Source organism: Acinetobacter sp. ABJ_C4_1 (genome assembly GCF_044538495.1).
In the GTDB taxonomy this organism is placed as follows: Bacteria; Pseudomonadota; Gammaproteobacteria; order Pseudomonadales; family Moraxellaceae; genus Acinetobacter; species Acinetobacter nosocomialis_A.
On the sequence record NZ_JBIUCQ010000002.1, the window covers coordinates 92,122 to 114,920 of the forward strand.

At 39.5% G+C, this 22,799-nt stretch carries 12 protein-coding genes and 1 pseudogene; 6 read left to right on the top strand and 7 right to left on the bottom strand.

Annotated features, from left to right (window positions below; translation table 11 throughout):
- The first annotated feature begins 287 nt into the window (after nucleotides 1–287).
- On the top strand, nucleotides 288–2,069 hold the full coding sequence (locus tag ACIF8R_RS03355) for a bifunctional metallophosphatase/5'-nucleotidase (protein WP_396479084.1): 1,782 nt from the start codon (nucleotides 288–290) through the stop codon (nucleotides 2,067–2,069).
- A 72-nt stretch (nucleotides 2,070–2,141) separates the two neighbouring features.
- Here the strand turns inward: ACIF8R_RS03355 and ACIF8R_RS03360 are convergent, their stop codons facing one another.
- Entirely contained in the window at nucleotides 2,142–2,543 is a 402-nt protein-coding gene (locus ACIF8R_RS03360) for a Fur family transcriptional regulator (RefSeq protein WP_396479086.1), read from the bottom strand.
- A gap of 140 nt (nucleotides 2,544–2,683) precedes the next feature.
- Entirely contained in the window at nucleotides 2,684–4,645 is a 1,962-nt protein-coding gene (locus tag ACIF8R_RS03365) for a TonB-dependent receptor plug domain-containing protein (protein WP_396479088.1), read from the bottom strand.
- Between the two features lie 217 nt (nucleotides 4,646–4,862).
- On the opposite strand from ACIF8R_RS03365, the gene ACIF8R_RS03370 reads away from it, so the two are divergent.
- Nucleotides 4,863–8,012, top strand: coding sequence for a multidrug efflux RND transporter permease subunit (locus ACIF8R_RS03370; RefSeq protein ID WP_396479090.1), 3,150 nt, complete (start codon nucleotides 4,863–4,865; stop codon nucleotides 8,010–8,012).
- Between the two features lie 44 nt (nucleotides 8,013–8,056).
- Here the strand turns inward: ACIF8R_RS03370 and ACIF8R_RS03375 are convergent, their stop codons facing one another.
- The 5 genes and pseudogenes from ACIF8R_RS03375 to ACIF8R_RS03395 form a co-directional block, all read right to left on the bottom strand.
- Nucleotides 8,057–8,245, bottom strand: coding sequence for a phosphopantetheine-binding protein (locus ACIF8R_RS03375; protein WP_235823111.1), 189 nt, complete (start codon nucleotides 8,243–8,245; stop codon nucleotides 8,057–8,059).
- A gap of 30 nt (nucleotides 8,246–8,275) precedes the next feature.
- Nucleotides 8,276–8,926 (bottom strand): annotated as a pseudogene (locus ACIF8R_RS03380) (isochorismatase family protein); the annotation flags it as partial.
- Nucleotides 8,927–8,947: 21 nt separating this feature from the next.
- Nucleotides 8,948–10,612 carry a (2,3-dihydroxybenzoyl)adenylate synthase gene (locus tag ACIF8R_RS03385; protein ID WP_396479092.1) on the bottom strand — a complete coding sequence of 555 codons (1,665 nt, stop codon included), beginning with the start codon at nucleotides 10,610–10,612 and terminating at the stop codon, nucleotides 8,948–8,950.
- Nucleotides 10,609–11,847: an isochorismate synthase MenF gene (locus ACIF8R_RS03390; protein ID WP_396479094.1), complete on the bottom strand. Its 1,239-nt coding sequence runs from the start codon at nucleotides 11,845–11,847 to the stop codon at nucleotides 10,609–10,611. Before ACIF8R_RS03390 ends, ACIF8R_RS03385 begins: the two co-directional genes overlap by 4 nt.
- A 43-nt stretch (nucleotides 11,848–11,890) precedes the next feature.
- Nucleotides 11,891–12,661 carry an SDR family oxidoreductase gene (locus ACIF8R_RS03395; RefSeq protein ID WP_174764941.1) on the bottom strand — a complete coding sequence of 257 codons (771 nt, stop codon included), beginning with the start codon at nucleotides 12,659–12,661 and terminating at the stop codon, nucleotides 11,891–11,893.
- Nucleotides 12,662–12,927: 266 nt separating this feature from the next.
- On the opposite strand from ACIF8R_RS03395, the gene fes reads away from it, so the two are divergent.
- Genes fes through entS form a run of 4 tightly spaced genes read left to right on the top strand, consistent with a single transcriptional unit; the run spans nucleotide 12,928 to nucleotide 22,782 of the window.
- On the top strand, nucleotides 12,928–14,127 hold the full coding sequence (gene fes, locus ACIF8R_RS03400) for an enterochelin esterase (RefSeq protein ID WP_396479096.1): 1,200 nt from the start codon (nucleotides 12,928–12,930) through the stop codon (nucleotides 14,125–14,127).
- Nucleotides 14,128–14,156: 29 nt separating this feature from the next.
- Complete coding sequence (locus tag ACIF8R_RS03405) at nucleotides 14,157–14,372, top strand: MbtH family protein (protein ID WP_005305165.1); 216 nt, start codon at nucleotides 14,157–14,159, stop codon at nucleotides 14,370–14,372.
- An 11-nt stretch (nucleotides 14,373–14,383) separates the two neighbouring features.
- Complete coding sequence (locus ACIF8R_RS03410) at nucleotides 14,384–21,535, top strand: amino acid adenylation domain-containing protein (RefSeq protein ID WP_396479097.1); 7,152 nt, start codon at nucleotides 14,384–14,386, stop codon at nucleotides 21,533–21,535.
- Nucleotides 21,532–22,782 carry an enterobactin transporter EntS gene (gene entS, locus ACIF8R_RS03415; RefSeq protein ID WP_396479099.1) on the top strand — a complete coding sequence of 417 codons (1,251 nt, stop codon included), beginning with the start codon at nucleotides 21,532–21,534 and terminating at the stop codon, nucleotides 22,780–22,782. Before ACIF8R_RS03410 ends, entS begins: the two co-directional genes overlap by 4 nt.
- Nucleotides 22,783–22,799 lie beyond the last annotated feature (17 nt).

The window sequence follows — 22,799 nt, forward strand, 5'->3', positions numbered from 1 at the left end:
AAAAAGTGAACATGAATAAAAAAGATTAATTTAATAATGTATAACCGATTTTATTCACCGGACATTTTGTAACTGTTTTATTGCAAATTCATGAATTTTTTATGAAAACCTTAAAAATTACGATCTATTTTAGCGCCTTATCTATTTCCTTTTGATCTTGCTTATCTACCATCATCTTAGCATTATTTTTTTAAAGATCATCTGATTTTGATTAAGATTTAGTTTTCATCAAATATTCACACAGTATGCGTATTTTTTATGCATCTTAATTCACCAATTGATAAAAAATGACGACTTTAAATATATTATTTAAGACAACATCTTTATGTCTGGCGATGGCTTTACTAGCCGGTTGTAATGATAACAATGACAGTGATTCAAATACATCTGCACCACGAAGTAATCAGACTGTCGATATTTTAGCTTTTAATGACTTTCATGGAAATTTAGAACCACCTAAACGCTACGTTGATGCAGCTAACCCAAATGATGCATCTCAGACAGTACGTATTCCAGTTGGGGGTGTGAGTTACTTTGCAGACGCAATCAAGAAACTTAGAGCTCAAAATCCGAATAATGCTGTTGTTTCAGCGGGTGACTTAATTAGCGCTTCCCCACTGACTTCTTCACTATTTTTAGATGAACCTACCATTGATGTCATGAATGATATTCAAATTGACTTTAATGCTGTGGGTAACCATGAGTTTGACCGTGGTACAGATGAGTTACGCCGTTTGCAAAATGGTGGCTGTCAACAATATACAAGCACAGCACCCTGCCAAATTAATAAAAACTTTAGTGGTGCAAAATTTAATTTTCTAGCAGCAAACGTCGCAATGAAAAACGATGCAAGCAAAACGATTTTTCCAGCCTATAAGGTCAAAACTTATGGCGGAATTCCGGTTGCATTTATTGGTTTAACGCTTAAAGCGACTCCAAGTATTGTGTCTGCGGCTGGTATTAAAGACGTTGAGTTTCGTGATGAAGCCGATACGGTAAATGCCCTAATTCCTGAACTACAAAAACAAGGCATTCAGGCATTTGTGGTGGTAGTCCATGAAGGTGCAGCACCAAGTACTAAGCTTAATCAAAAAACATGTGATGGTTTAAGTGGGCCTATTTTAGGTATTTTAGATCGCTTAAATCCGGCAGTTGATATTGTTGTTTCAGGTCACACGCATCAATCTTATATTTGTGATTATGCAACTAAAAATCCAGCTAAACCGTTCTTACTTACTTCAGCTGGTCAATATGGCACACTGATTACCGATATTAAGATTGAGCTAGATGGTAAAACTGGCGACATCATTAAAAAAGATGCTAAACAAGTTCCGGTTCAAAGTGAGGCCTATACTTCAGGTACCACCACTGTAAACCTTACAGATCTTTATCAAAAATTTAGTAAGACACCAAGTATTGAAGCGATTTTAGATAAATACCGTCAAGCAGTAACGACTATTTCTGGGCGTGTGGTAGGAACATCTACTGCCGTTGTGAGCCGTACTCAAGTCGAAAGTGGTGAAAGCCCGTTAGGCGATATGATTGCTGATGCACAGCAAGCCTCTGCTCTTAAAGCAAGCGATCAGGGTTCGGACTTTACACTCATGAACCCAGGTGGTGTACGTGCCGACCTACTGATTAACAGCAGTAATCAAATTACCTTTGGTGATATTTTTGCGGTTCAACCTTTTGGTAATTCGATTGTGACGCTGAGCTTAACCGGTAAACAAATTCGAGATGTGCTTGAGCAGCAATGGACGGGTGGAAATGCAAGCTCACCTAAAATTTTACAGCCATCTAAAGAGTTAAGTTATCAATATTCAGCAAATACAACTGTTTCACCGAGAGCAAGCAATATTATGGTTGCAGGCTCCCCATTGGTTGACACCAAGGTATACCGTGTAACAGTCAATAGCTTCTTGGCAGATGGCGGTGACAATTTTACGGTGTTAAAGGATGGTCAGAACCGTGTTGGTGGCGGTCAAGATATTGATGCCTTTGAAAGCTATGTTGCTAAAAATTCGCCGTTAATTATTCCGGCTACGACCCGAATTAAAGTCATCAAATAATTTCATTTAATGACGTATAAAGGACAGTACGAAGCTGTCCTTTATTTTTATATGAAAATTTAAAAGAAATTTTTATTCAGTATAGAGGTTAAGTTCTACACTGCTGATGTCTGCTCCAGTATTTGCAAAAATAATATCTATAATTTCGTGCAGTAGTTCCTTCACTTTTTCATGTTCAAAGCTTGAAGTTTCGGCTGTTTTTAAGCAAATCAGATTACAACTCATTTTGTCTTTTCTGAGTTTATAAATACTTTTACTTTTTCCTAAAAACACTCTTTTGACGAGTTTACGATTTTCAAATTCAGATAAAATTCGGTAAATGGTGCCTAGCGTAATTTTATATTCATTTTTAAGTTGTGCATAAATACTATCTGCACTTAGGCCATGTGGGTTCTGATTTAAAATTTCAAAAACATGTATTCTCGATTTTTTTATCGGTAGTCCATTTAATAATGATTTTGATATTGTCGTCATGTTAATTAACCTTAAAGTTTAGAAATATAGAAAGTTTTAAAAATTATTTTGTCTATATTTACCTGAAAATTATGGATATTTACTCACTAAAAAGCTCAAAGCCTATTCCCCTATGAATAAGCTTTGAGTCTAGATTTAACTTAGAAACTATAAGTCGCTTTCACAAAGTAATTGCGGCCATAAAGTTTGGTATTAAAGGTTTTGTTTTTATCTTCCAAGTCAACATCGGTCAGGTTTTTTACACCGTAGTCCAGTGTTAAACGTGGCGTAATAGGAGATGTAAACGTGACGTCATAGGTCGTATAAGCTGGTAATTCTTTAGTCGCTGAGTACATTTGTTTGCCGACATAACTCACGCCTGCATTTACACGGAAATCTTGAACTGGTGCCCAAGAAATAGAGCCATTGGCAAGCCATTCTGGTCGTTCGGTTAAGTCTTTACCTGTAGTTTTATTTTTCGCGTCTAGATAAGTTGCGTTTGCCTTAACACCTAAATTATCAGTGAAATCATATCCACCTGTAAGCTCCACACCTTTGAGTTCTGCGCGGCTTACATTGGTCCAGATTTTTCTAAAATCACCTACTAAACGCGGGTCACTATCACTTAAGGTAATGGCTTCAATCAAGTTCTTTACATCGTTTTGGAAAACCGTAACGCCAGCATTCCAGTTTGGACGGGTCACAATTAAGGATGCTTCATAGTTGGTACTTTCTTCTGGCGCTAGGTTTGGATTACCTCGAATATGACAGCTGCCACCACATGAAATCATTGAGTAGTTAATATCTAGCTGAGCAGGTGCTGGTACCTTATAAGCTTGTCCCACACCACCTTTAAGTATGACTCCTTCAGCAAGTTGATATGCTAAATAGGCTTTACCAGTCGATTTACCATCAAAGTCATCAAAGTCGTCGTAACGGCCGCCTAAAGTTAAAGTCAGTGAATCACTAATATGGGTATCATTTTGAACAAATACACCGTAACTCTTCTGCTGGTTTTTTCCAGTGCCGATATAACTTACAACATCTGTAATTTTCTGATCTTTATAATCGAAACCAGCAGTCGTGTTATTCATGAGCCAGTCAAAGTTGGCAAAAGCACGGCCAATTAAATTTTCTTGTTTATAGTGACGGCTTTGAGGGGCATCGTATTCACTGTCATAGTCATAAATTTTGGCTGTTTCTTTACCAATATAAGCTTCTGTTTTACCCCAAGCCCATTTACCACGGTGAGCTATGCCTACATTGGTTCGTTTCATTTCTGATTCTTGAATGGATGTCGCTGCATCTTGTGTAAGCGGGCGCTTATCGTTGTTATAACCCAAATCTAGATCTAGAGTTTGCTGATCATTAATGTTCCAACTTAAAGTACCATTTACATTCTTGGTATCTTTTTCTACAAAATATGCACCATCAGGATCTGGTTGGCCTTTTCTATACCATGCATCACGGTTATAGGCGTCACCTGCCAGAGTAAAACTTAAGTTATCGGTTAAACCACCGTATAGGTTAAATCCATAACGGTACTGGTTTTTACCATCGCCTCGGTCAGCCCGGTTATATTGACCAAAAATAGAACCGTGTAATTGTCCATCTTCTGCTTTTTTAGTAATGATGTTAATGACACCGCCCATCGCATCTGCGCCATAGAGTGATGACATAGGCCCACGAATCACTTCAACACGCTCAATGCTATTTAAAGGAATTGCGCTCCAGTCAAAGTCATTGCCTCGCCACATAGCGCCATTAGATGACATGCGCTTACCATTTAAAAGAATTAAGGTGTAGTTCCCCGAAGTATTCAACATTCCTCTTATAACGATTTTATCTTGCCCACTGTTATAGTTATAAACCCCTGCTTGTTTTTGTAAAACGTCGGCAAGGCTAAGTGCTGCACTACGTTCAATATCTTCACTTGTGATTACACTAATTGATGCAGGTGCTTTATCTACATCTTGTTCTTTTAAAGCAGCAGAAACCACAATAGTTTTAAGTTTTTGAACAGGTTCATTTGTGCCCTGTTGCCCAATATCTATATTTGCTTGGACTGCGAATGGAAGCAGTGTTGAGAGAGCGACCACCAGCGCCTTTTTCGTTAATGTCATTTCTCGGTCCTTATACTTTATAACGATTACCATATGATAATTGTTATCATTTATGATGTGCCGAGCATGATAGCCCCATGACTTTTATTGTTCAAGATAAAAGTAATTATTATTTATATAATGATAATCATTATTGTTTGTTTGGTTTAAAAAAGTTAACATTGCAATTTGGTGTGCCTAAAAACCTATTGAAAACAAGCTTAAAGTAGACATAACAATGCTCTCTCGATTTTTTATTTATCACCCCATTTTTGTATCTGTCATTGCCATTACTATTCTTATTTTTGGTTTTTTCTCTATTCGGGCAATGCCAGTTGAACGTTATCCAAACCTTGCTCCTCCAAGCGTTAGAGTGATTGCTAACTACCGTGGCGCCTCGGCTGAAACAGTTGAAGAAAGCGTAACGCAGATTTTAGAACAGCAAATTAAAGGGTTAGATAACTTACTTTATTTCACTTCAAACAGTGAATCTTCGGGAACAGGTAGTATTGATATTCATTTTAAAATTGGCACCGATATCGATAAAGCACAATTACAAGTACAAAATCGCATTAACAGCGCATTAAACCGCTTACCCGAGCAAGTGCAACGGCAAGGGGTAAATATTTGGAAAACCACAGGTGATATGCTGTTAATTGTGGGGCTATACGATGAGACAGGTAAAGCCAGCAATATCGATTTATCAGACTATATGGTCAATCACTTTGAACAGCCGCTTTCACAATTGCAAGGAATTGGTGAAGTTGATGTATTTGGTTCAAGTTATGCCATGCGTATTTGGTTAAATCCAAATCAGCTTAGAAATTATCAACTTATGCCGAGTGATATTGAAAAGGCACTTGAAGACTACAATACCCAAATTGCCGCAGGTTCCATTGGTGCAATGCCTTCGGCTTCTGACCAGAATATTTATGCCAAAGTCACTGCGGGTTCTCGGCTAAAAACAGTCAACGATTTTAAATCGGTGGTGGTTAAAGCCAATGTAGATGGTAGTCTGGTTTATTTAAAAGATGTGGCGAGAGTCGAGTTAGGTGCCGAAAACTATGAAAGTATCAATACGCTAAATGGCTATCCTTCTGCTGGTTTGGGCATTTCACTCAGTCCCGATGCAAACGCAATTGAAACCTCTGCTCTAATTAAAGCAAAAATTGAACAGCTCAAGCAGCACCTACCCGCTGGATATAAAGTGGTTTATCCGCGGGACAATACGCCGTTTATTGAAGAGTCGATTAAACAAGTCATCATTACTTTGCTTGAGGCTGTAGTTTTAGTCGTCATTGTCATGTACCTCTTTTTGCAAAATTGGCGCGCTACGCTCATTCCCACCATTACTGTTCCTATTGTGATTTGCGGCACTTTTGTTGTGTTGTATTTGTCTGGAATGAGCATTAACACCCTTACCCTGTTTGCACTGGTTCTAGCAATTGGATTATTGGTTGATGACACGATTGTAGTGGTTGAAAATGTTGAACGGCTTATGCATGAGCAACAATTAAGTGTTCGGGATGCATGCTTAGCATCGATGCAAGAAATTAGCGGTGCATTGATGGGTATTACCTTGGTACTAACCGCCGTATTTATCCCGATGGCTTTTTTTAGTGGTTCAACGGGCATGATTTACCGCCAGTTTTCAATCACCCTAGCGGCTGCGATGTTGTTATCTTTATTGGTAGCCATGTTTATTACACCTGCTTTGTGTGCTGTTTTATTAAAAAAACAAACTCAAAAACCTAAATGGGGACAGAAACTTGAGACTTTGCTTGAAAAAATTAAAGTTGGTTTTAGTTTTTTAGCAACAAGTTTAATCAAATTTAAAGCACTTTCATGTCTTGTCGTGTTGGCTTTGGTCGCTGTTTTAATCATTATTTATCGTAGTTTACCGACGAGCTTTATTCCAAATGAAGATCAAGGTTTGTTGGCTGTGCCTTATAGTTTGCATAACAGTGCGTCTATGAGCCAAACACAAGAAGTAGGTAAACTGGTTAATAACTATTTCTTTGAGCATGAAGCCAAAAATATCAATACCGTACTTGTAGTCAATGGACAAAATTTTTCAGGTAGTGGTCCAAATTTAGGTATGGCGTTTGTTTCATTAAAACACTGGAATGAACGTAAAGGCGAAGCCAATACGGCAAGTGCTATACGTGAGCGTGCGCAAAGTTATTTGCAAAAAAATTTACCGGCTAAAGTCATGGTAGGTATGCCTGCAAGTGTTTCTGGTTTAGGTCAGTCTGATGCCTTAGAACTTTGGCTCAGAGATGTAAATGGTCAAGGACGCGATGAACTCATTAAACAATATAAAGCTTTAGAAAAAGAATCTCACAATTACTCTGCGTTTGAAAATTTAAGTCCGCTTGTAGATGAAAATAAGGCTGAAGTTTTTATTCAAATCGACCAGAATAAAGCCAAGATATTAGGGATTGATCAACAAGCAATACGTTCAACTTTATCGACTGCTTGGGGTGGAAACTATGTGGGAGATTTTGTTGAAAGAGGCAAAATTAAACGAATCATTATGCAAGGTGATGCTGAATTTCGCTCTAAACCTGAAGATTTAGCATATTGGCATGTCCGTAATAATACAGGTGGAATGCTTTCTCTTGCGCATTTTGGTCAAAGTGAGTGGACTGGTGGCCCAGAAACACTAACAAGATTTATGGGACTTGCTGCAATACAACTTGAAGCAAATGTTAGTTCTGGCTTTAGCTCAGGTCAGGCAATGCAACAGTTAAGTGATATGGTGAGTAAACAGTCTGGTGTAGATGTCGCATGGAGTGGCCTCTCGTTACAAGAGCAGCAATCGAGTCAGCAAGCCTTATTCTTATACATTATCTCTATTTTATTTATTTTCTTATGTTTAGCTGCTTTATATGAAAGCTGGAAAGTGCCTCTTATTATTTTGCTTGGGCTTCCGCTAGGAATTACCGGAACTATTGTATTTGCTCAAATTTTTAACTTACCAAACGATGTGTATTTCCAAATCGCATTACTAACGGGTATTGGTTTGTCTTGTAAAAACGCAATTTTAATTGTCGAGTTCGCAACTAAAGCCATAAAACAAGGTAAAGGCTATGTTACGGCCGCATGTGAGGCTTTAGCTCTGCGCTTACGCCCCATTTTAATGACGTCTTTAGCTTTTGGTGCGGGTGTTATTCCCCTTGTGGTTGCTACAGGTGCTGGTGCTGTGAGTCGCCATGAAATTGGTATGAGTGTATTTGGCAGTGTAGTTATAGGAACCTTACTAGTCACTGTATTTACGGTCTTTTTCTTTGTTTTTGTACATAGTTTACCGGCTTTGCAATGGTCACTTGGACGGGGTTGGTTTAGACGTGTATCTAAATATAGAAAAGATCATCCATCTTTATAGAACAAAAAAAGCAGATCAATGATCTGCTTTTTTATTATTTAATTTTAAGCGACTAGCTTATCAATCCAAACTTCTAGGGTTGGTTGTTCAGCTAAATCTTCAAAGCTTACCTGTGCACCATAAGCTTGCCATTTACCCACTAATGTCATGAGGCGTACCGAATCAAGTCCAAGCATGAGTAAATCATCATTTAACTGAATGTCTGATGCTGGAATCTGAAGTTGTTCACTCACTGCTAAAACAATACCTTCTTCAGTGAGTGGTGATGCAGCTTGTTCAAGCGCCCAAGCTCGTGTGACTTGCTGAGTTGTCATGACTTGCCCACAACGTGTACTTGCATATTTTAATGCCATGTCGTGTTCTTCTCGGCTAAAGTCAGCGAGTGCATCTCCACATAAAAATGGCTGTATGTTGAGCATAAAGGCTTCTGCTGCACTCATGAGGCAGCCAATATGGGCATAAACACCACAAATAATGAGCTGATCACGACCTGACTCACGCATAAGTTGTTCGAGTGGCGAAAATTTAAAAGCGCTATAACGCCATTTTGTTAAGACAGTATCATTTTTATCAGGCGTAATTTCCGGCAAAATTTGGGTAATATATGGATCATCTTTTAGACCTGTTCCCCAAAAGTCTGTTAATAACTGGCGATGTTCAGGTGTCTGGTTACCAGGCTGTGCAGTATAGACGACAGGGATATTAAACTTACGTGCAGTTTCAATCAGTTCTTTGGTATTTTTAATGAGCTCTGGAATAGGCGCTTGAGTTTGATCATAAAAATCTAAAAAATATTGCTGCATGTCATGGACCAATAACACGGCGCGATTGGTATGCAACTGCCAATGGGTTTTATTAGGTGTAAACTCATGCGCTTGTGGCATGCTGTAACTGGCAATTTTAGGAATACTCATCAAATTTTTCCTTTTTTATCTTTAAGCAAGAACATTGGTGTTAGTTTCAAATTGTTGACGTAATCTTTTTTTGTCGATTTTTCCAAAGGCTGTATATGGAAATTGCTCGATAAATTCGACTCGATCGGGAATTTTGTAGGTTGCCAGTCCATAATCTTTTAGATGTTGACGAACTGACATTGCAAGACGAATTGGGCTCGGATCATCGGTTTGTGCTTGCCATGCAATAAAGGCACAACTTTTTTCACCCATAATCTCATCAGGCATAGCAACCAATGCTGCTAGGCGAATTTGTGGATGAGTTAATAAAGCTTGCTCAACCTCTTCGGTAGCAATTTTTTCACCAGCGCGATTGATTTGTTCTTTTGAACGGCCTTCCACAACAATGCAGCCATCTTCGCGAATACGTACTAAATCGCCTGTTCGATAAAAACCATCCGGTGTAAAAGATCGTGCATTGTGCTCCGGTGCTTGGTAATAGCCGCGAATAGTATATGGACCGCGAGTGAGTAAATGCCCTACCTCTCCAGCTTCTACTGGCTGATCATTATCATCCAGCACTAAAATTTCATCATCTTGTGAAATTTTTAAACCTTGGGTATGGATAATTTGCTCTTTCGTCATGTCAAAACGGGTGTAATTCACCAGCCCTTCAGCCATGCCAAATACTTGTTGCAAATTAACCTTAAACTCATCAATTAAACGTGAGGCAACAGCATCGGGTAATCGTGCTCCTCCAACCTGTAGACAACGTAAAGTCGATAATATTGGATCTTGATCTTTGGCTGCTTTATCCATCCACGGTCGAACCAATGCAGGAACCAAACAAGCATCTGTCACACCATGTTTTTTAATAAGTGGAAATGCAGTTTCAGGGCTTGGATCTGTGCCTAAAACCACAGCCCCGCCCGAATAAAAAATGCCTAAAGAACCAGCCGAGCTCATTGAAAAGTTATGTGCTGCAGGTAAAACCATCAATAAACGTGAAGTCTGATTAAGACGGCAGATTTTTGCGCTCTCACGTACGCTATATAGATAGTCGTCATGGGTACGTGGAATCAGTTTAGGAACACCGGTACTTCCACCTGAAAGTTGTAAGAAAGCAACCTGATCCGCCGTAGTCGGTGCAATCGCCTCATCTGAAATATGGGTTTCTTTTAATAGATCTTGAATAGCTACATATTTGTCGGCATTTCCGAGGACAAATATATGTTGTAAGCAAAGAGCAGTTTGCTGAAGCTTTTCGGCAAGCTCTCGGTAGTCAAATTTTTGTGCACCAAAATCAGCACAGAAATAGGCTTTTGCTTGAGTTTGTTTGAAAAAACTACTGAGTTCTGCAAAGCGATGTGCAGGTAAAGACATCACAGGTAAAGCACCAAGCCGAATCAGTGCGAAAAATAGAACATAGAACTGATAGTGGTTTGGCATTTGCACAACTGCTTTGTCACCCGCTCTTAGTCCATGTTGATATAAGTGGCTTGTACAGTAATCAACTAAATGATCAAACTCAGCATAACTAACGGCTTTATCACCATCATATACCGCAATGTTTTGCGGGTATTTTTGAGCACTTTCACGCAAGAAATCACTCAAGTTTTGTCCAAGCCAATAACCTTTTTTACGGTAAATCTCAGCAAATTCTGCTGGATATGGCACGGCACCATCCAGATAAACCTGTGTTGTCATGTGTTTGGTCCTTGTATTGGCAATTGATTGGGTGAAATCTGGAATCCGTCCAGCACAGTGCGAAATTTAGCGGCAGTTTCTGCATGTTCAGCTTGTGGTCGAGAAGCTTCAACAATTCCTGCACCGGCAAATAAACGGGCAATGTTCTGATAAATTCGGGCACAGCGAACAGTCACCGACCATTCACCATTACCTTGTTCATCCGCCCAACCCATAGTTCCTGCAAATAATTCACGGTTAAATGGTTCAAGTTGCTGAATTAGTTCTTTCGCAATTGGACTAGGCTCCCCACAAATTGCAGGTGTTGGGTGCAAGCGTTCAATTAAGTCAAAAACATGTGTATCGGCTTTCTTAAGTTCGCCCGTAATATGTGATGCCAAGTGCCAAAGGCGTTTGGTACGAATGAGGGATGGTTGTTTAGGTACTTTTAACTGCTTACAGAAAGGTGTGAGCTCATCTGCAATCATTTCGATGACGAGTGCATGCTCATGTTGATCTTTTTGTGAAGCAAGTAATGCTCTGGCGTTATTTTGGTCTACGGTTGGATCGTCATCACGAGCCAATGTGCCAGCAACCGGTTTACTCCAAATTTTTGTATTTTGCTTTGCAATTAAAAGTTCGGGGCTTGCACCGACAAACCATCCTTCACTTTTAGGATGCCTCGCGACTGCATAGTTATAGCCTTCGGGATTATGCTTAGCTAAGTTATAAAATAGGTCCGAGACGGAAATATTTTGTTCAAATTCAAGCTGTAAAATACGAGCAAGTACGGCTTTATCGAGTTTTTTTGCTTGCATTTGCTGAACTAAATACTCAACTTGCTGTTGGTAATGTTCACCTAAAGGGAAATAATCCGCCTTTTCTAAAGATAAAGAACCAAAATCAATATCGGATTGTGCATAGAGTACTTTCTGATAGATTTTTGCATTTTGCATCAGCATTAAATTGACATCGGCTGCCGAGCAAAACGGTAGTCCACCCATAATTTTGACATCTTTATAACCGTCATTCATTGCAAGTTCTAATTGAGCTCGTGCTTCATCTAACCAATCTTTTAAAAGGCTATTTTTAGCGACTTGAATATCTCGTAATTTTTGATGACTATTGATGGTGTATTCTGGTGTTGTGAAAATAAAACCTGCGTCATTTCCACAATTTAAAATTTCTTGGGCTAATGCAACGCGGCTTTCAGTAAAATTTTCTCGTTGGATAAAATACGGATGCTGTGCCGACATCTCGCAACTCCTTATCAGTTATTTTGTTGTAATGAATGAATGTTTAAACGCCTAAAGTGGCTCCTCCATCGACCACAATTTCTTGCATGGTAATTTGTGCAGCTTGATCAGAAAGTAAAAAGCTGACTGTATTCGCAATATCTTCAGGCTGGGCTAATTTTCTTAAGGGAATGCCTGTACGGTATTGGCTTAAATCTCCATCGATTACCGCAGGCGGAGGTGAATTATCTGTCCAGAGCTGCTGCTGCATTTGAGTTAGCGTAGAGCCTGGTGAAACAATATTAAGCCTTACTTGGTGGGGTGCGATTTCAAGCGCAAGATTACGGCAGTAATGGCTCAGTGCAGCTTTACTCGTTGCATACATGCCAAGTTGTATACGTGGCATACGTGAACTGTTCGAGCTAATCGTGACAATACTTCCCTGCTTTTTTTCACAAAAGTGCTTGGCAAGTTGTTGACTTATTGCGATGGGTGCCATGACATTTACAGCGAAAAGTGTTTGCCAGTCTTCTGTTTTTGCCTCAAGCATAGAACGCATAATCAATACGCCCGCCGCATTTACTAAACCCGTTACGCTATGTTTGTTTAAAATATCTGTAATGAGCTTCGCTGTTGTTTCTTGATCAGTAATATCTTGCTGAAAGCCATGCCAACGCGATATTTCACTGCTTTCTATCTTTTGTGTGATTTCCCATTGTTCGGGATTTTCCTGTCGGTCGATGCCGATCACTTGATACCCTTGCTGCAATAATTTTTTTGTAATAGCAGCTCCAATACCTCTTGCAGCACCTGTGACTACGATGGTAGAGCTCATGTTTTACTCCAGTTTGACTCGAATAGTAAATTCCGCCACATAATTGCAAATAATTATCATTATTATCAAGTGCGATAAATATCAAACATAAGATTACAATCTAAATCAAGTTATTTATTAACCAAGAATTCGACCTATTTTATTGATTTTTAATAATTTTAATAAAACCTGTCTTTTTTTATTGATTATAATGATAATTGTTTTCATTTACTAATGAGAATCATTTTGTTAATTTGACCGCGCTTTCTTGTCGAGATGGACTCAAAATGAAGCCATTTTCTCATCCCTTACATCCCCTATTTCAACAACTCAATGTTGGGAGTGAGGTCTGGTGGAATACCGTTAAAAAAATAGGTAGTCCGCTAGTTAACCTACAAAAAAATAAAGCGCTCTGTACCTTTGTTTGGCGTGGTCCTGAGCCTAAAGAAAGTATCTTTGTCTATATTGATATTTATTCACAAAGCCCTTCTATCTATCAAAAGTGGAATCGTTTTAGCCATATAGCTGGAACAAATGTGTACTTCTTTGAAATAGAGCTGCCCCTAGCTTGGACTGGTAGTTATGTTGTAGTAACCGCTAATGAAGAAGCGCCAGAAGCAGATTGTTCGGCAACACGACGCTCATGGTGGCAAACACAGCTTAAACAAAATGCTCAAATTGACTCATTCAATCAACATCAGTTTTATACGGGACATCTGGCTCGATACATCAATCAAATTCAACTCGAAAACACAAAATCTTTCATAGACGATTGCCCAATTACAAAGACATTTAAATGGTCAAGTCGCTTATGCCAACAGGACTATTTGGTCGACATTTTTATTAGTCATCAATCGACTCAAGAAGTCTTATCTCTCGTTATATTGCTTGATGGCCAAATCTGGAGTCGAGAGCTTTCAATTCTGCCCGAAATTCAACATTTGACTGATTCAAATAAGATTCGTCCAGCAGTTTATGTTTTTGTTCATAGTTTAAATAGTCAACAACGCCAACAAGATTATGGTTGCCATGATGCATTTAGTCAGGCGTTGGTTGATGAACTCATTGAAACGCTTCTAAAAGAATATTCTTTTATTTCTAAAACAGACATTACGTTATGTGGTCAAAGTTTAGGTGGTTTATGTGCTTTACATAGTACTTTGTTGTTCCCGACCATTTTTAATTCCCTGATTTTGCAGTCTGGATCTTATTGGTGGTCAGATTTTTCAAACAGTATTTTAGGGCAAAAACACAAAGGTAATCTTTTAGAACTGCTTCAAAACTTATCTGATCAATTATCAAAAACAACTCGAATTTATATCAGTGCCGGCATGTATGAAACCGATATGCGGGACGATGCCCTTCAGCTTTATCAACAATTGCAATCATTCAATCAAGTGAGTTTTCACACTTTTCAGGGCGGACATGATGCCGTGAACTGGCGTACTGACTTGCTTAAGGCATTGCAAAAAACTCTTTCACTATAACCATTTGTTTCATCAAGGATAACAATATCATGAGCAACTTACAGGAAAACTATATTAATCCTTTCGATAACGAAAGTTTGTCTTTTCAGGTTTTAAAAAATCAACAAGGTGAGTTCAGTTTATGGCCTGCTCAACATCAGGTGCCGTCGGGGTGGGATATTCAGCATGGACCGGATACACGGGCTTCGTGTATCGCATACGTAGAAAAGCACTGGCTTGCAATTAACCCCTTTCAACAAGCGTAAAGGAGATTGTAATGAATCAGGCATTAAATAATGAATTTACTCCGGACCTTTCTCAACCCGCTCGTTTTGAATTGGCATCTACCCAGCTCGGCATTTTCCTTGCCGATCATTTAAGTTCAATTGAAGATTTATATACCATTGCACATTGTTTGGAATTACCAAAAACTGTCGATATCCCAACGTTTAAAAAAGCAATTCAGATCGGCTTAAATGAAGCCGACACAGTCATTGCTTCGTATTCATCTGACCCATCTCAACCGTTTATTGAGCTTAATAAGCAAGTTCAGTTTCAAATTGAAGAATTTGATTTTTGTCATTTAACGCCTAAAAAAGCTCAGCAACGTTTATGGGACTGGATGCCATCAGATCGTCAATGTGCTAAATCACTTAAAGCGGGTGAATCTCAACTGTTTCGTCAGGTGTTGTTTACAACGCATGACAAAGTGTATTGGTATCAACGTTATCACCACATCATGCTTGATGGCTTTAGCATGATTAACCTGACCAAACGTATTGTTGAACTCTATCAACAATTACAAGAAGAAAAAGACCTTTCAGCTTCTCCGTTCATTGGCGTCAATGATGTTATTTCTGAGCGTCAGGCTTATGAAAATAGCCATCAATTTAAAATAGACCAAACTTTCTGGAAGGCATATTGTGAAGATTTACCTAGTCCAGTTAGTTTAAGTACTCATCATTTAGCGGCAAAAACTACAGCGACATTTATTAAGCATCAGCTGCGTTTTTCAACAGGAATTTTAGAGCAGATTCAAGCTTTGGCTGCGCAATCTAAATTAGCTTTGAATGACATGATGATGTCATTGTCATTACATTATATTTACAAAATGACCGATAAAGCTGATTTGGTTAACGGTATTCCATTTATGCGCCGTTTAGGTTCAAAAGCGATTCGCTCAACCTTACCTACGGTAAATGTTCTACCTGTGAAGTTTAAAGTTGCTGAAAAAGACAGTTGGGTGAGCTTGGCTCAACACGTACAAGAGCAATTACGAGAAATTCGTCCGCATCAGAAATACGATGCAGAACAAATTTTAAGAGATTTAAATAGTATCGATATTCATGAACGAATGTACGGTCCTATTTTAAACTATAAAGCTTTTGATCAAGACTTGATGTTAGATGGTGAAAAGGTCAAAACACACCATATTTCTACAGGACCAATTGATGATTTTGAGTTTTCTTTTATTGTTCAAGATCATGAGCTGATTATCGAACTACGTGCAGATTCGCAACGTTATACACAAGATGAGCTATTTAACCACGGTCAACGCCTAACGTTATTGCTCGAACAAGCCTTGATTCGTCCAGAACAGGCATGTAGCAATTTTAATATTACGACACCACAAGAGCTTGCTGCCCTAACTCAAAGTGGTATTGGTCCACGTGTTAGCCATCCTGAACAATATAATAATGTTTTAGATATTTTTTATGAGCAAATTAAAAAGTATCCAGAACGTACCGCCATTGTGAGTGGCGAACGTCCAAGCCTTCAGCATCTTAGTTTTGCTGAACTTGCAGTACAAGTGAATCAACTCACTCGTTTTTTACAAGAAAATGGGGCCAAAAAGCAAACTGTCATTGCTGGAGCTATTCCTCGTTCGATTGACTCAGTTGTGGTGATGTTATCTGTACTCAATTCTGGGGCGAGCTTCTTACCTCTCGATTTAGATTACCCAATCGATCGTATGCAAATGATGTGTGAAGATGCAAATCCATTATTTGTATTAACCACACAAGCACTCGCACAGCAACTACCACAAAATATTCAGCAGTTATATCTCGATCAGGAAGATGTTCAAACACAAATTCGAAAGCAAGATGCGAGTGATATTCCTGCCGAAAATCGTAAATTTGATTTCCAAGATGTTGCTTATGTAATTTTTACCTCTGGAAGTACGGGTCGCCCTAAAGGGGTAATGAACACACATGGTTCTTTACTCAACCTCATTTTGTCACATAAACCAACCATTTACTGGCCTGTATTAGAAGCTGTAAATGAGCGTTTCCCTGAGCGTCCGTTACGTGCAGCACATACACACTCTTTCTCATTTGATTCATCTTGGTTGCAAGTTTTCTGGATGTTATGGGGCCAAGAGCTACATATTTTTGATGAAAACATGCGTCGAGATGCATTTGGTTTAGTGCAAGAAATTCAGCAACGACAAATCGATACACTTGATTTACCGCCATCTTTCTGTGCGCAAATGATGACGAATGGTTTATTTGCTGAAAATCAGCATCATCCAAGTCTTATTTTGATTGGTGGTGAAGCTGCACCGTTAGCTTTATGGCAACAGCTGAATGCTCAGCCAGCGCTTTTTGCTCATAATTTGTATGGCCCAACAGAATATACGGTTGATACTTTCCGAGCAGAATTAAAACAGACAGCTCGCCCTGTCATTGGTAACCCAATTGGTAATACACAGGCCTATGTACTAGATCGTCATTTACAACGATGCCCTACAGGCGTGATTGGTGAGCTTTATATTTCTGGCTTTGGCATTGCCAATGGTTATTTAGGTCGCGCTGACTTAAGTGCTACCCGCTTTGTAGCGAATCCATTTGAACATGGGCAGCGCATGTACCGTACGGGTGATTTAGTCCGCTGGAATAGCGCGGGTAAACTTGAATTTATGGGGCGCTGTGATGACCAGATTAAAATTCGTGGTTATCGAGTTGAGATTGGTGAAGTTGAAAATGCACTTTCGATTTTAGCCAATGTTGAAAGCGCAGTCGTGATTGCAGAACCGATTAATAACAGTCATCGTTTACTCGGTTATTGTGTGGTCAAAGACATTGAACTTGATGAAAAAACCAGTGAGCAATTAAGTCAGCAATATTTAAGTCAGTTACGTCAAAACTTACCTGAATATATGGTGCCATCTGCCCTGACTGTTATGTCCGAATTTCCACGAAATGTAAGTGGTAAAGTTGATAAAAAAGCACTGCCAAAACCTCAAATTCGTACACATAGCCGAATGGCTGAAACGCCTGAACAACAGCTTTTATGTCAAATTACTGCATCTGTTCTTAAGCTTGACGCAATTGGAATTGATGACGACTTCTTTATGACAGGTGGCGATAGTATTTCGGCCATTATGCTTTGTACTCAATTGCGCCAACGTGGTTACGGTTTAAGACCAAGTGATGTATTCCAATTTAAAACAGTCGCCGCTATGGCACCGCAACTCACCCGTTTAGATGCACAACAAGCGGCCGTTTCAAAACCTTTGTTTTCAGCAGACCTAGAACAAAAGGTTCAAGAAAAATATGGCAAAAACAGCACTATTTTACCTTTACTTCCTTTGCAAAAAGGCATGCTGTTCTTATCTCAAGTAGAAAATCAATCGAATTATAATGCCTTTACTCGTCTTAGTTTAAATGGAGACATTGATCCAGTACGTTTACAGCAAGCGTTGATTACCGTATTAAAACGTCACCCGCAACTAGGTGGGCATTTTGATAGTGAATTATCTGAAGAACCTGTTTTTATCTATTCATTACATCCTACTCAAGCTTGGCCAGTTCAGTTTTGCTCAGTCACTCCCGATCTGCTTGAGCAAACCATTCAAGAAGCATTGCAACAACCGATTCACCTCGACCAACCCTATGGCTTAATTCGGGCAACCTTAATTCAACATGCTCCAGAACATTCAGAATTATTGATTATGGTGCATCATCTGTTAACTGATGGTTGGTCAACTCCACTGTTTTTACAAGACTTTATTAAAGCCTATCAGCAAACTAATCAACAATTGCCTGTGCTTGAATATAGTTATGAAACAGTAATTAAAGCTTTATCTGCACGTGACCATGAAACATCAAAAGTAATTTGGCAACGTGATTTAGCAGATTTACAGCCACTTATTTTATTTAATCAACCACAGCAAGCTGTACAGGAAACTTCATATCGTTTAAGTGCCGAGTTGGGTGCAAAACTTCAACATAAATTACGCCAACAAGGCATCACGCTCAATGTTTTCATGCAAATGATTTGGGCAATGACTTTAAATATTTATGCTCATCGTGAAGATATTGTGTTTGGTACACCTGTTTCTGGGCGTTCAGCACCTATCAATGGTTTAGAGCAGCAGATTGGATTGTTTTTAAATACGATTCCGGTACGTGTAAAGCTCAACATGCAGCAAACACTTTGGGAACAATTGACTCAGTTACAGCAATTGCATGTTGAACATTTAGAACATGATGGTTTAGGTCTGGGTGCAATTCAGCAATTAGTGGGACAAGGCAATCTTTTCGATAGTTTGTTAGTCGTAGAAAACTACCCTGATAACCAGTATTTACAGCAAAAACTGGGGGATGCTGCTATTTCCAAACTCACAAATCGTGGTTATAGCCATTACCCGCTTGCTTTGTTAGTTATCCCTGATCATCAAATTGAGCTATTACTCGAACAGCGTGGTGTAATTGATCAACCAGAGCATTTCCTCGAGCGAATGGTTCAATTGATTGAAATTGCATTAAATGAACCAGAGACTTCTCTAGCTAACTATCGCTTACAACTGGCCGAAGAACGCGATTTAATCCAGAAAACAAATCAAACCCAATACTATGTTCGTCAGAGTACATTACAGCAATTACTCAGAGAACAAGCTCGAATTACGCCTGAACAAACGGCGTTATCTGATGAAAATCATCAGCTCAGTTTTAGTGAAGTGCGTTTGCAAGTTTGTGCTTTAGCACAGCAATTACAAAGCGCGGGCGTACAGGCTGGAGATATTGTTGCTATCGCCCTACCAAGATCAGTCAAACTAAGTATCGCTATTTTAGCGGTGATTGAAGCAGGTGCAGCTTATTTACCTATTGATTTACAACATCCGTCTGAACGCATCAAATTTATGTTGCAGGATGCCAAATCTAAACTTGTGATTGGTGAACAAAAAGATCTAGCTGCTATTGCCTCTCCATCAATAGCCATCTTTACTTTTAATGAATTGTTTGATGAAACAAAGGTTGATTTAAGCAGCTATAAAACGACAGTGATTACCCCACGGCATCCGGCCTATTTAATCTATACATCGGGTACAACAGGCCAGCCAAAAGGTGTTATGGTTTCTCACCAAGCCATTGTGAACCGTATTTTATGGATGCAATCAGAGTATCCACTATCAGCCAACGATACGATTTTGCAAAAAACGCCATGCACTTTTGATGTTTCAGTATGGGAGTTTTTCTGGTCATATTTAGTGGGAGCAAGATTGGTTATGGCTCCTGTGGATGCACACCGTGATCCATTGGCATTGTTAAGCCTGATTCAAAAATATCAGGTAACAACATTACATTTTGTACCTTCAATGTTGGCTGTTTTTGAAAATGCTGCTACCGAAATTTTGTCATCTGCTCAGCGTCAAAGTTTACCAATTCGCCGAGTGTTCTGTAGTGGTGAGGCATTACCAACAGCTTTAGCAAAATCATTTACCGAGCACTTTAGCTGTGAGCTACATAATTTATATGGCCCAACGGAAGCTGCGGTAGATGTGAGTTATATGAATGCAACACTGGGATTACACCCGGAAGAAAGTAGCGTTGCGATTGGATATCCAGTCTGGAATACCCAGCTTTATATTTTAGATCAATACTTACGCCCTGTTCCTGTTGGAGTGGACGGTGAGCTTTATTTGGCAGGCCATCAACTGGCCATGGGATATTTACATCGAGCAGACTTAACAGCAACTCGTTTTGTGGCAAATCTATTCGCAGCAGGTCAACGCATGTACCGTACTGGTGATATTACTCGATGGCATACAGATGGCAGTATTCAATATGTGGGCCGTGCTGATGACCAGTTAAAGATACGTGGGCAACGTATTGAACTGGGTGAAATTGAACAGCAATTACGCTTACTCAGTGGTCTTGATGTGGTTGTACACCCTATCGTTACTGAACAAAATAAAGCTGATGTTCAGTTGGTTGCTTACTTGCAAACAACAGCACCTGTGGACATTGAGCAGCTAAAGAAACAATTGGCGAAACAGCTTCCAACTTATATGGTGCCGACACATTATGTGTTAGTTGAGCAATTTCCATTAAGTCACAATGGTAAGCTTGACCGTAAAGCACTACCGCAACCACACCTCACTCCTTCAAATACAGAAAAACAGTACGCCACCACTGCTTTTGAACATGAACTGACACGTATTTTCCAGCAAGTTTTAAATACAGATCAAAATATTGGTGTGAACGAAGATTTCTTTGCTATTGGTGGGCATTCCATTTTGGTGATGAAGCTTGCAATTGAAATCCGAAAAGTATTTAAGCGGACCATTCCAATTGGCCAGTTAATGAGTCATGTCACAATTCAACGTTTAGCGGCTTTACTTCTTACACAAGAACGTTTGGCAGAAGTTGAACAAACTGGCATGCAGCCCATTTTACCGATCCGTTCCGGCTCTGGGCATCCATTGTTCTGTTTTTACCCAGGTTCTGGTTCCGCATGGCAATATACGGTATTGAACCGTTATCTACATCCTGATTTGCCTATTATCGGTTTGCAGTCTCCTCGACCAGATGGCCTATTGGCAAATAGTACTGATATGGACGAATTGGTTGAAAAACAACTTGAGATTATTCGTAGCCAACAACCAACTGGACCTTATACGTTACTAGGTTATTCACTTGGCGGCACTGTGGCTTATGCGGTTGCAGCGAAGTTAACTGAACAAGGTGAAACAGTTGATTATCTCGGTTTATTAGACACTTACCCTGCTGAAATTCATCAGTGGTTAGATTTGTCGGTAGAGGAAATGAATGCAGAAGCCGAACAAGAACAGCTTCAATTCTTCAATGATATTTTAGCCGATGCAGATACGGCATTAAATGAAGAAACCCGTCGTTTACAAGAGGATATTTTTGCAAACTATCGCGATGCCGTCCGTTTATTAAAACCGTATAAGATGCCGCACTTTGATGGTGAACTACACTTAGTTGTCGCTGAAAAAGACTTGCTGCCGTATATCCAACCAGAAAAACAATGGTCACCTTTAGTTAAAAAACTCAATATTGTTCGACTAAGCGAAGCTGACCATACCGATATATTGTCTCCAGAGCAGCTTGAAACACTTGGTCCGATTTTAAACCGCATGATTTGTCAGGCGCGCGGTTTAGAGGAGCATACGCCATGAGTTTCAAATCTTTATTGACCGATTTTAGTCTTTTAAAACGTAACGCTCATTTCCGACATGTATTTATTGCCCGTACATTGTCATTGTTAACCATTGGTATGTTGGTCGTGGCTATTCCAAAACAGGTCTATGACATTACGGGTAACTCGCTTAACGTTGCCGTCGCAATGGCTTTTGAAGGCATAGCCATGTTTATTGGCTTGTTACTTGGTGGTTTGCTGTCAGATCGCAAAGACCGAAAATGGCTAATTTTATTGGCACGTGGTGTCTGTGGTTTAGGCTTTGCTGGCCTTGCCATCAACGCCATGTTTGAGCACCCTTCGCTTTATGCCATTTACTTTCTTTCAGCATGGGATGGTTTCTTTGGTGCACTCGGTGTAACGGCAATGATGGCGATCATGCCTGTAATTGTAGGGCGGGAAAATATTGTACAAGCCCGTGCAATCAGTATGGTATCCGTACGTCTTGCAACCGTTATTTCACCAGCAATCGGCGGTATTTTAATTGCTGCTAGTGGTGTTGCAACCGTATATTGGGTCTCAACTGTGGGTACTTTACTTACTGTATTTTTATTGATGGGGCTGCCTGCGCTTAAACCGCAACATACATCAAATGGCGAAAGTCCTCTTCGCCAATTAGCTCAAGGCTTTAAGTTTGTTTTTAAAAATAAAGTAGTCGGTAGCACCATTTTAATTGGAACATTGCTGAGTTTTAGCAGTGCTATTCGTATTATTTTTCCGCAAATGGCAGATGAAATTTTTCACGGCGGCGCATTCGAACTCGGGCTTATGTATACGGCAGTACCTTTAGGCTCGACTTTAGGTGCTTTACTCAGTGGCTGGACAACACGTTTACTCAGACCTGGCTTGATCATGCTCTATACGTGTTTAGGTGTTTTTATTTGCATGATTATGATTGGACTTTCACCGTGGCTCATCGTGACTTTACCCATTTTATGTGTATTCGGATATTTGATGTCGATTGCTAACTTGCTCCAATACAGCATTGTACAAGGACATACACCTGATGAATATTTAGGGCGTATTAATTCAATCTGGCTCGCACAAGATGCATTAGGCGATTCGATTGCCACTACAACTTTAGGTCTTTTAACTCGTTTTTTACCAATATCAGGAAGTATCCTCTTCTTTGGCATACTAAGCTTTGCAGTAGGATTTATGTTCTTATTCAACTCTCAAGATATGCGTGAAACTGGATTCCAAGATCCCAAATTACAAGAAAATTAAACTCTAAATAAAAAGAA

Bases quoted from the DNA above. Each gene is read 5' to 3' on its own strand.
- ACIF8R_RS03410 (WP_396479097.1), top strand. From the start codon at position 14,384: ATGAATCAGGCATTAAATAATGAATTTACTCCGGACCTTTCTCAACCC.
- ACIF8R_RS03390 (WP_396479094.1), bottom strand. From the start codon at position 11,847: ATGTCGGCACAGCATCCGTATTTTATCCAACGAGAAAATTTTACTGAA.
- fes (WP_396479096.1), top strand. From the start codon at position 12,928: ATGAAGCCATTTTCTCATCCCTTACATCCCCTATTTCAACAACTCAAT.
- ACIF8R_RS03365 (WP_396479088.1), bottom strand. From the start codon at position 4,645: ATGACATTAACGAAAAAGGCGCTGGTGGTCGCTCTCTCAACACTGCTT.
- ACIF8R_RS03395 (WP_174764941.1), bottom strand. From the start codon at position 12,661: ATGAGCTCTACCATCGTAGTCACAGGTGCTGCAAGAGGTATTGGAGCT.
- ACIF8R_RS03385 (WP_396479092.1), bottom strand. From the start codon at position 10,612: ATGACAACACAGGTTTATCTGGATGGTGCCGTGCCATATCCAGCAGAA.
- ACIF8R_RS03370 (WP_396479090.1), top strand. From the start codon at position 4,863: ATGCTCTCTCGATTTTTTATTTATCACCCCATTTTTGTATCTGTCATT.
- ACIF8R_RS03405 (WP_005305165.1), top strand. From the start codon at position 14,157: ATGAGCAACTTACAGGAAAACTATATTAATCCTTTCGATAACGAAAGT.
- ACIF8R_RS03360 (WP_396479086.1), bottom strand. From the start codon at position 2,543: ATGACGACAATATCAAAATCATTATTAAATGGACTACCGATAAAAAAA.
- entS (WP_396479099.1), top strand. From the start codon at position 21,532: ATGAGTTTCAAATCTTTATTGACCGATTTTAGTCTTTTAAAACGTAAC.
- ACIF8R_RS03355 (WP_396479084.1), top strand. From the start codon at position 288: ATGACGACTTTAAATATATTATTTAAGACAACATCTTTATGTCTGGCG.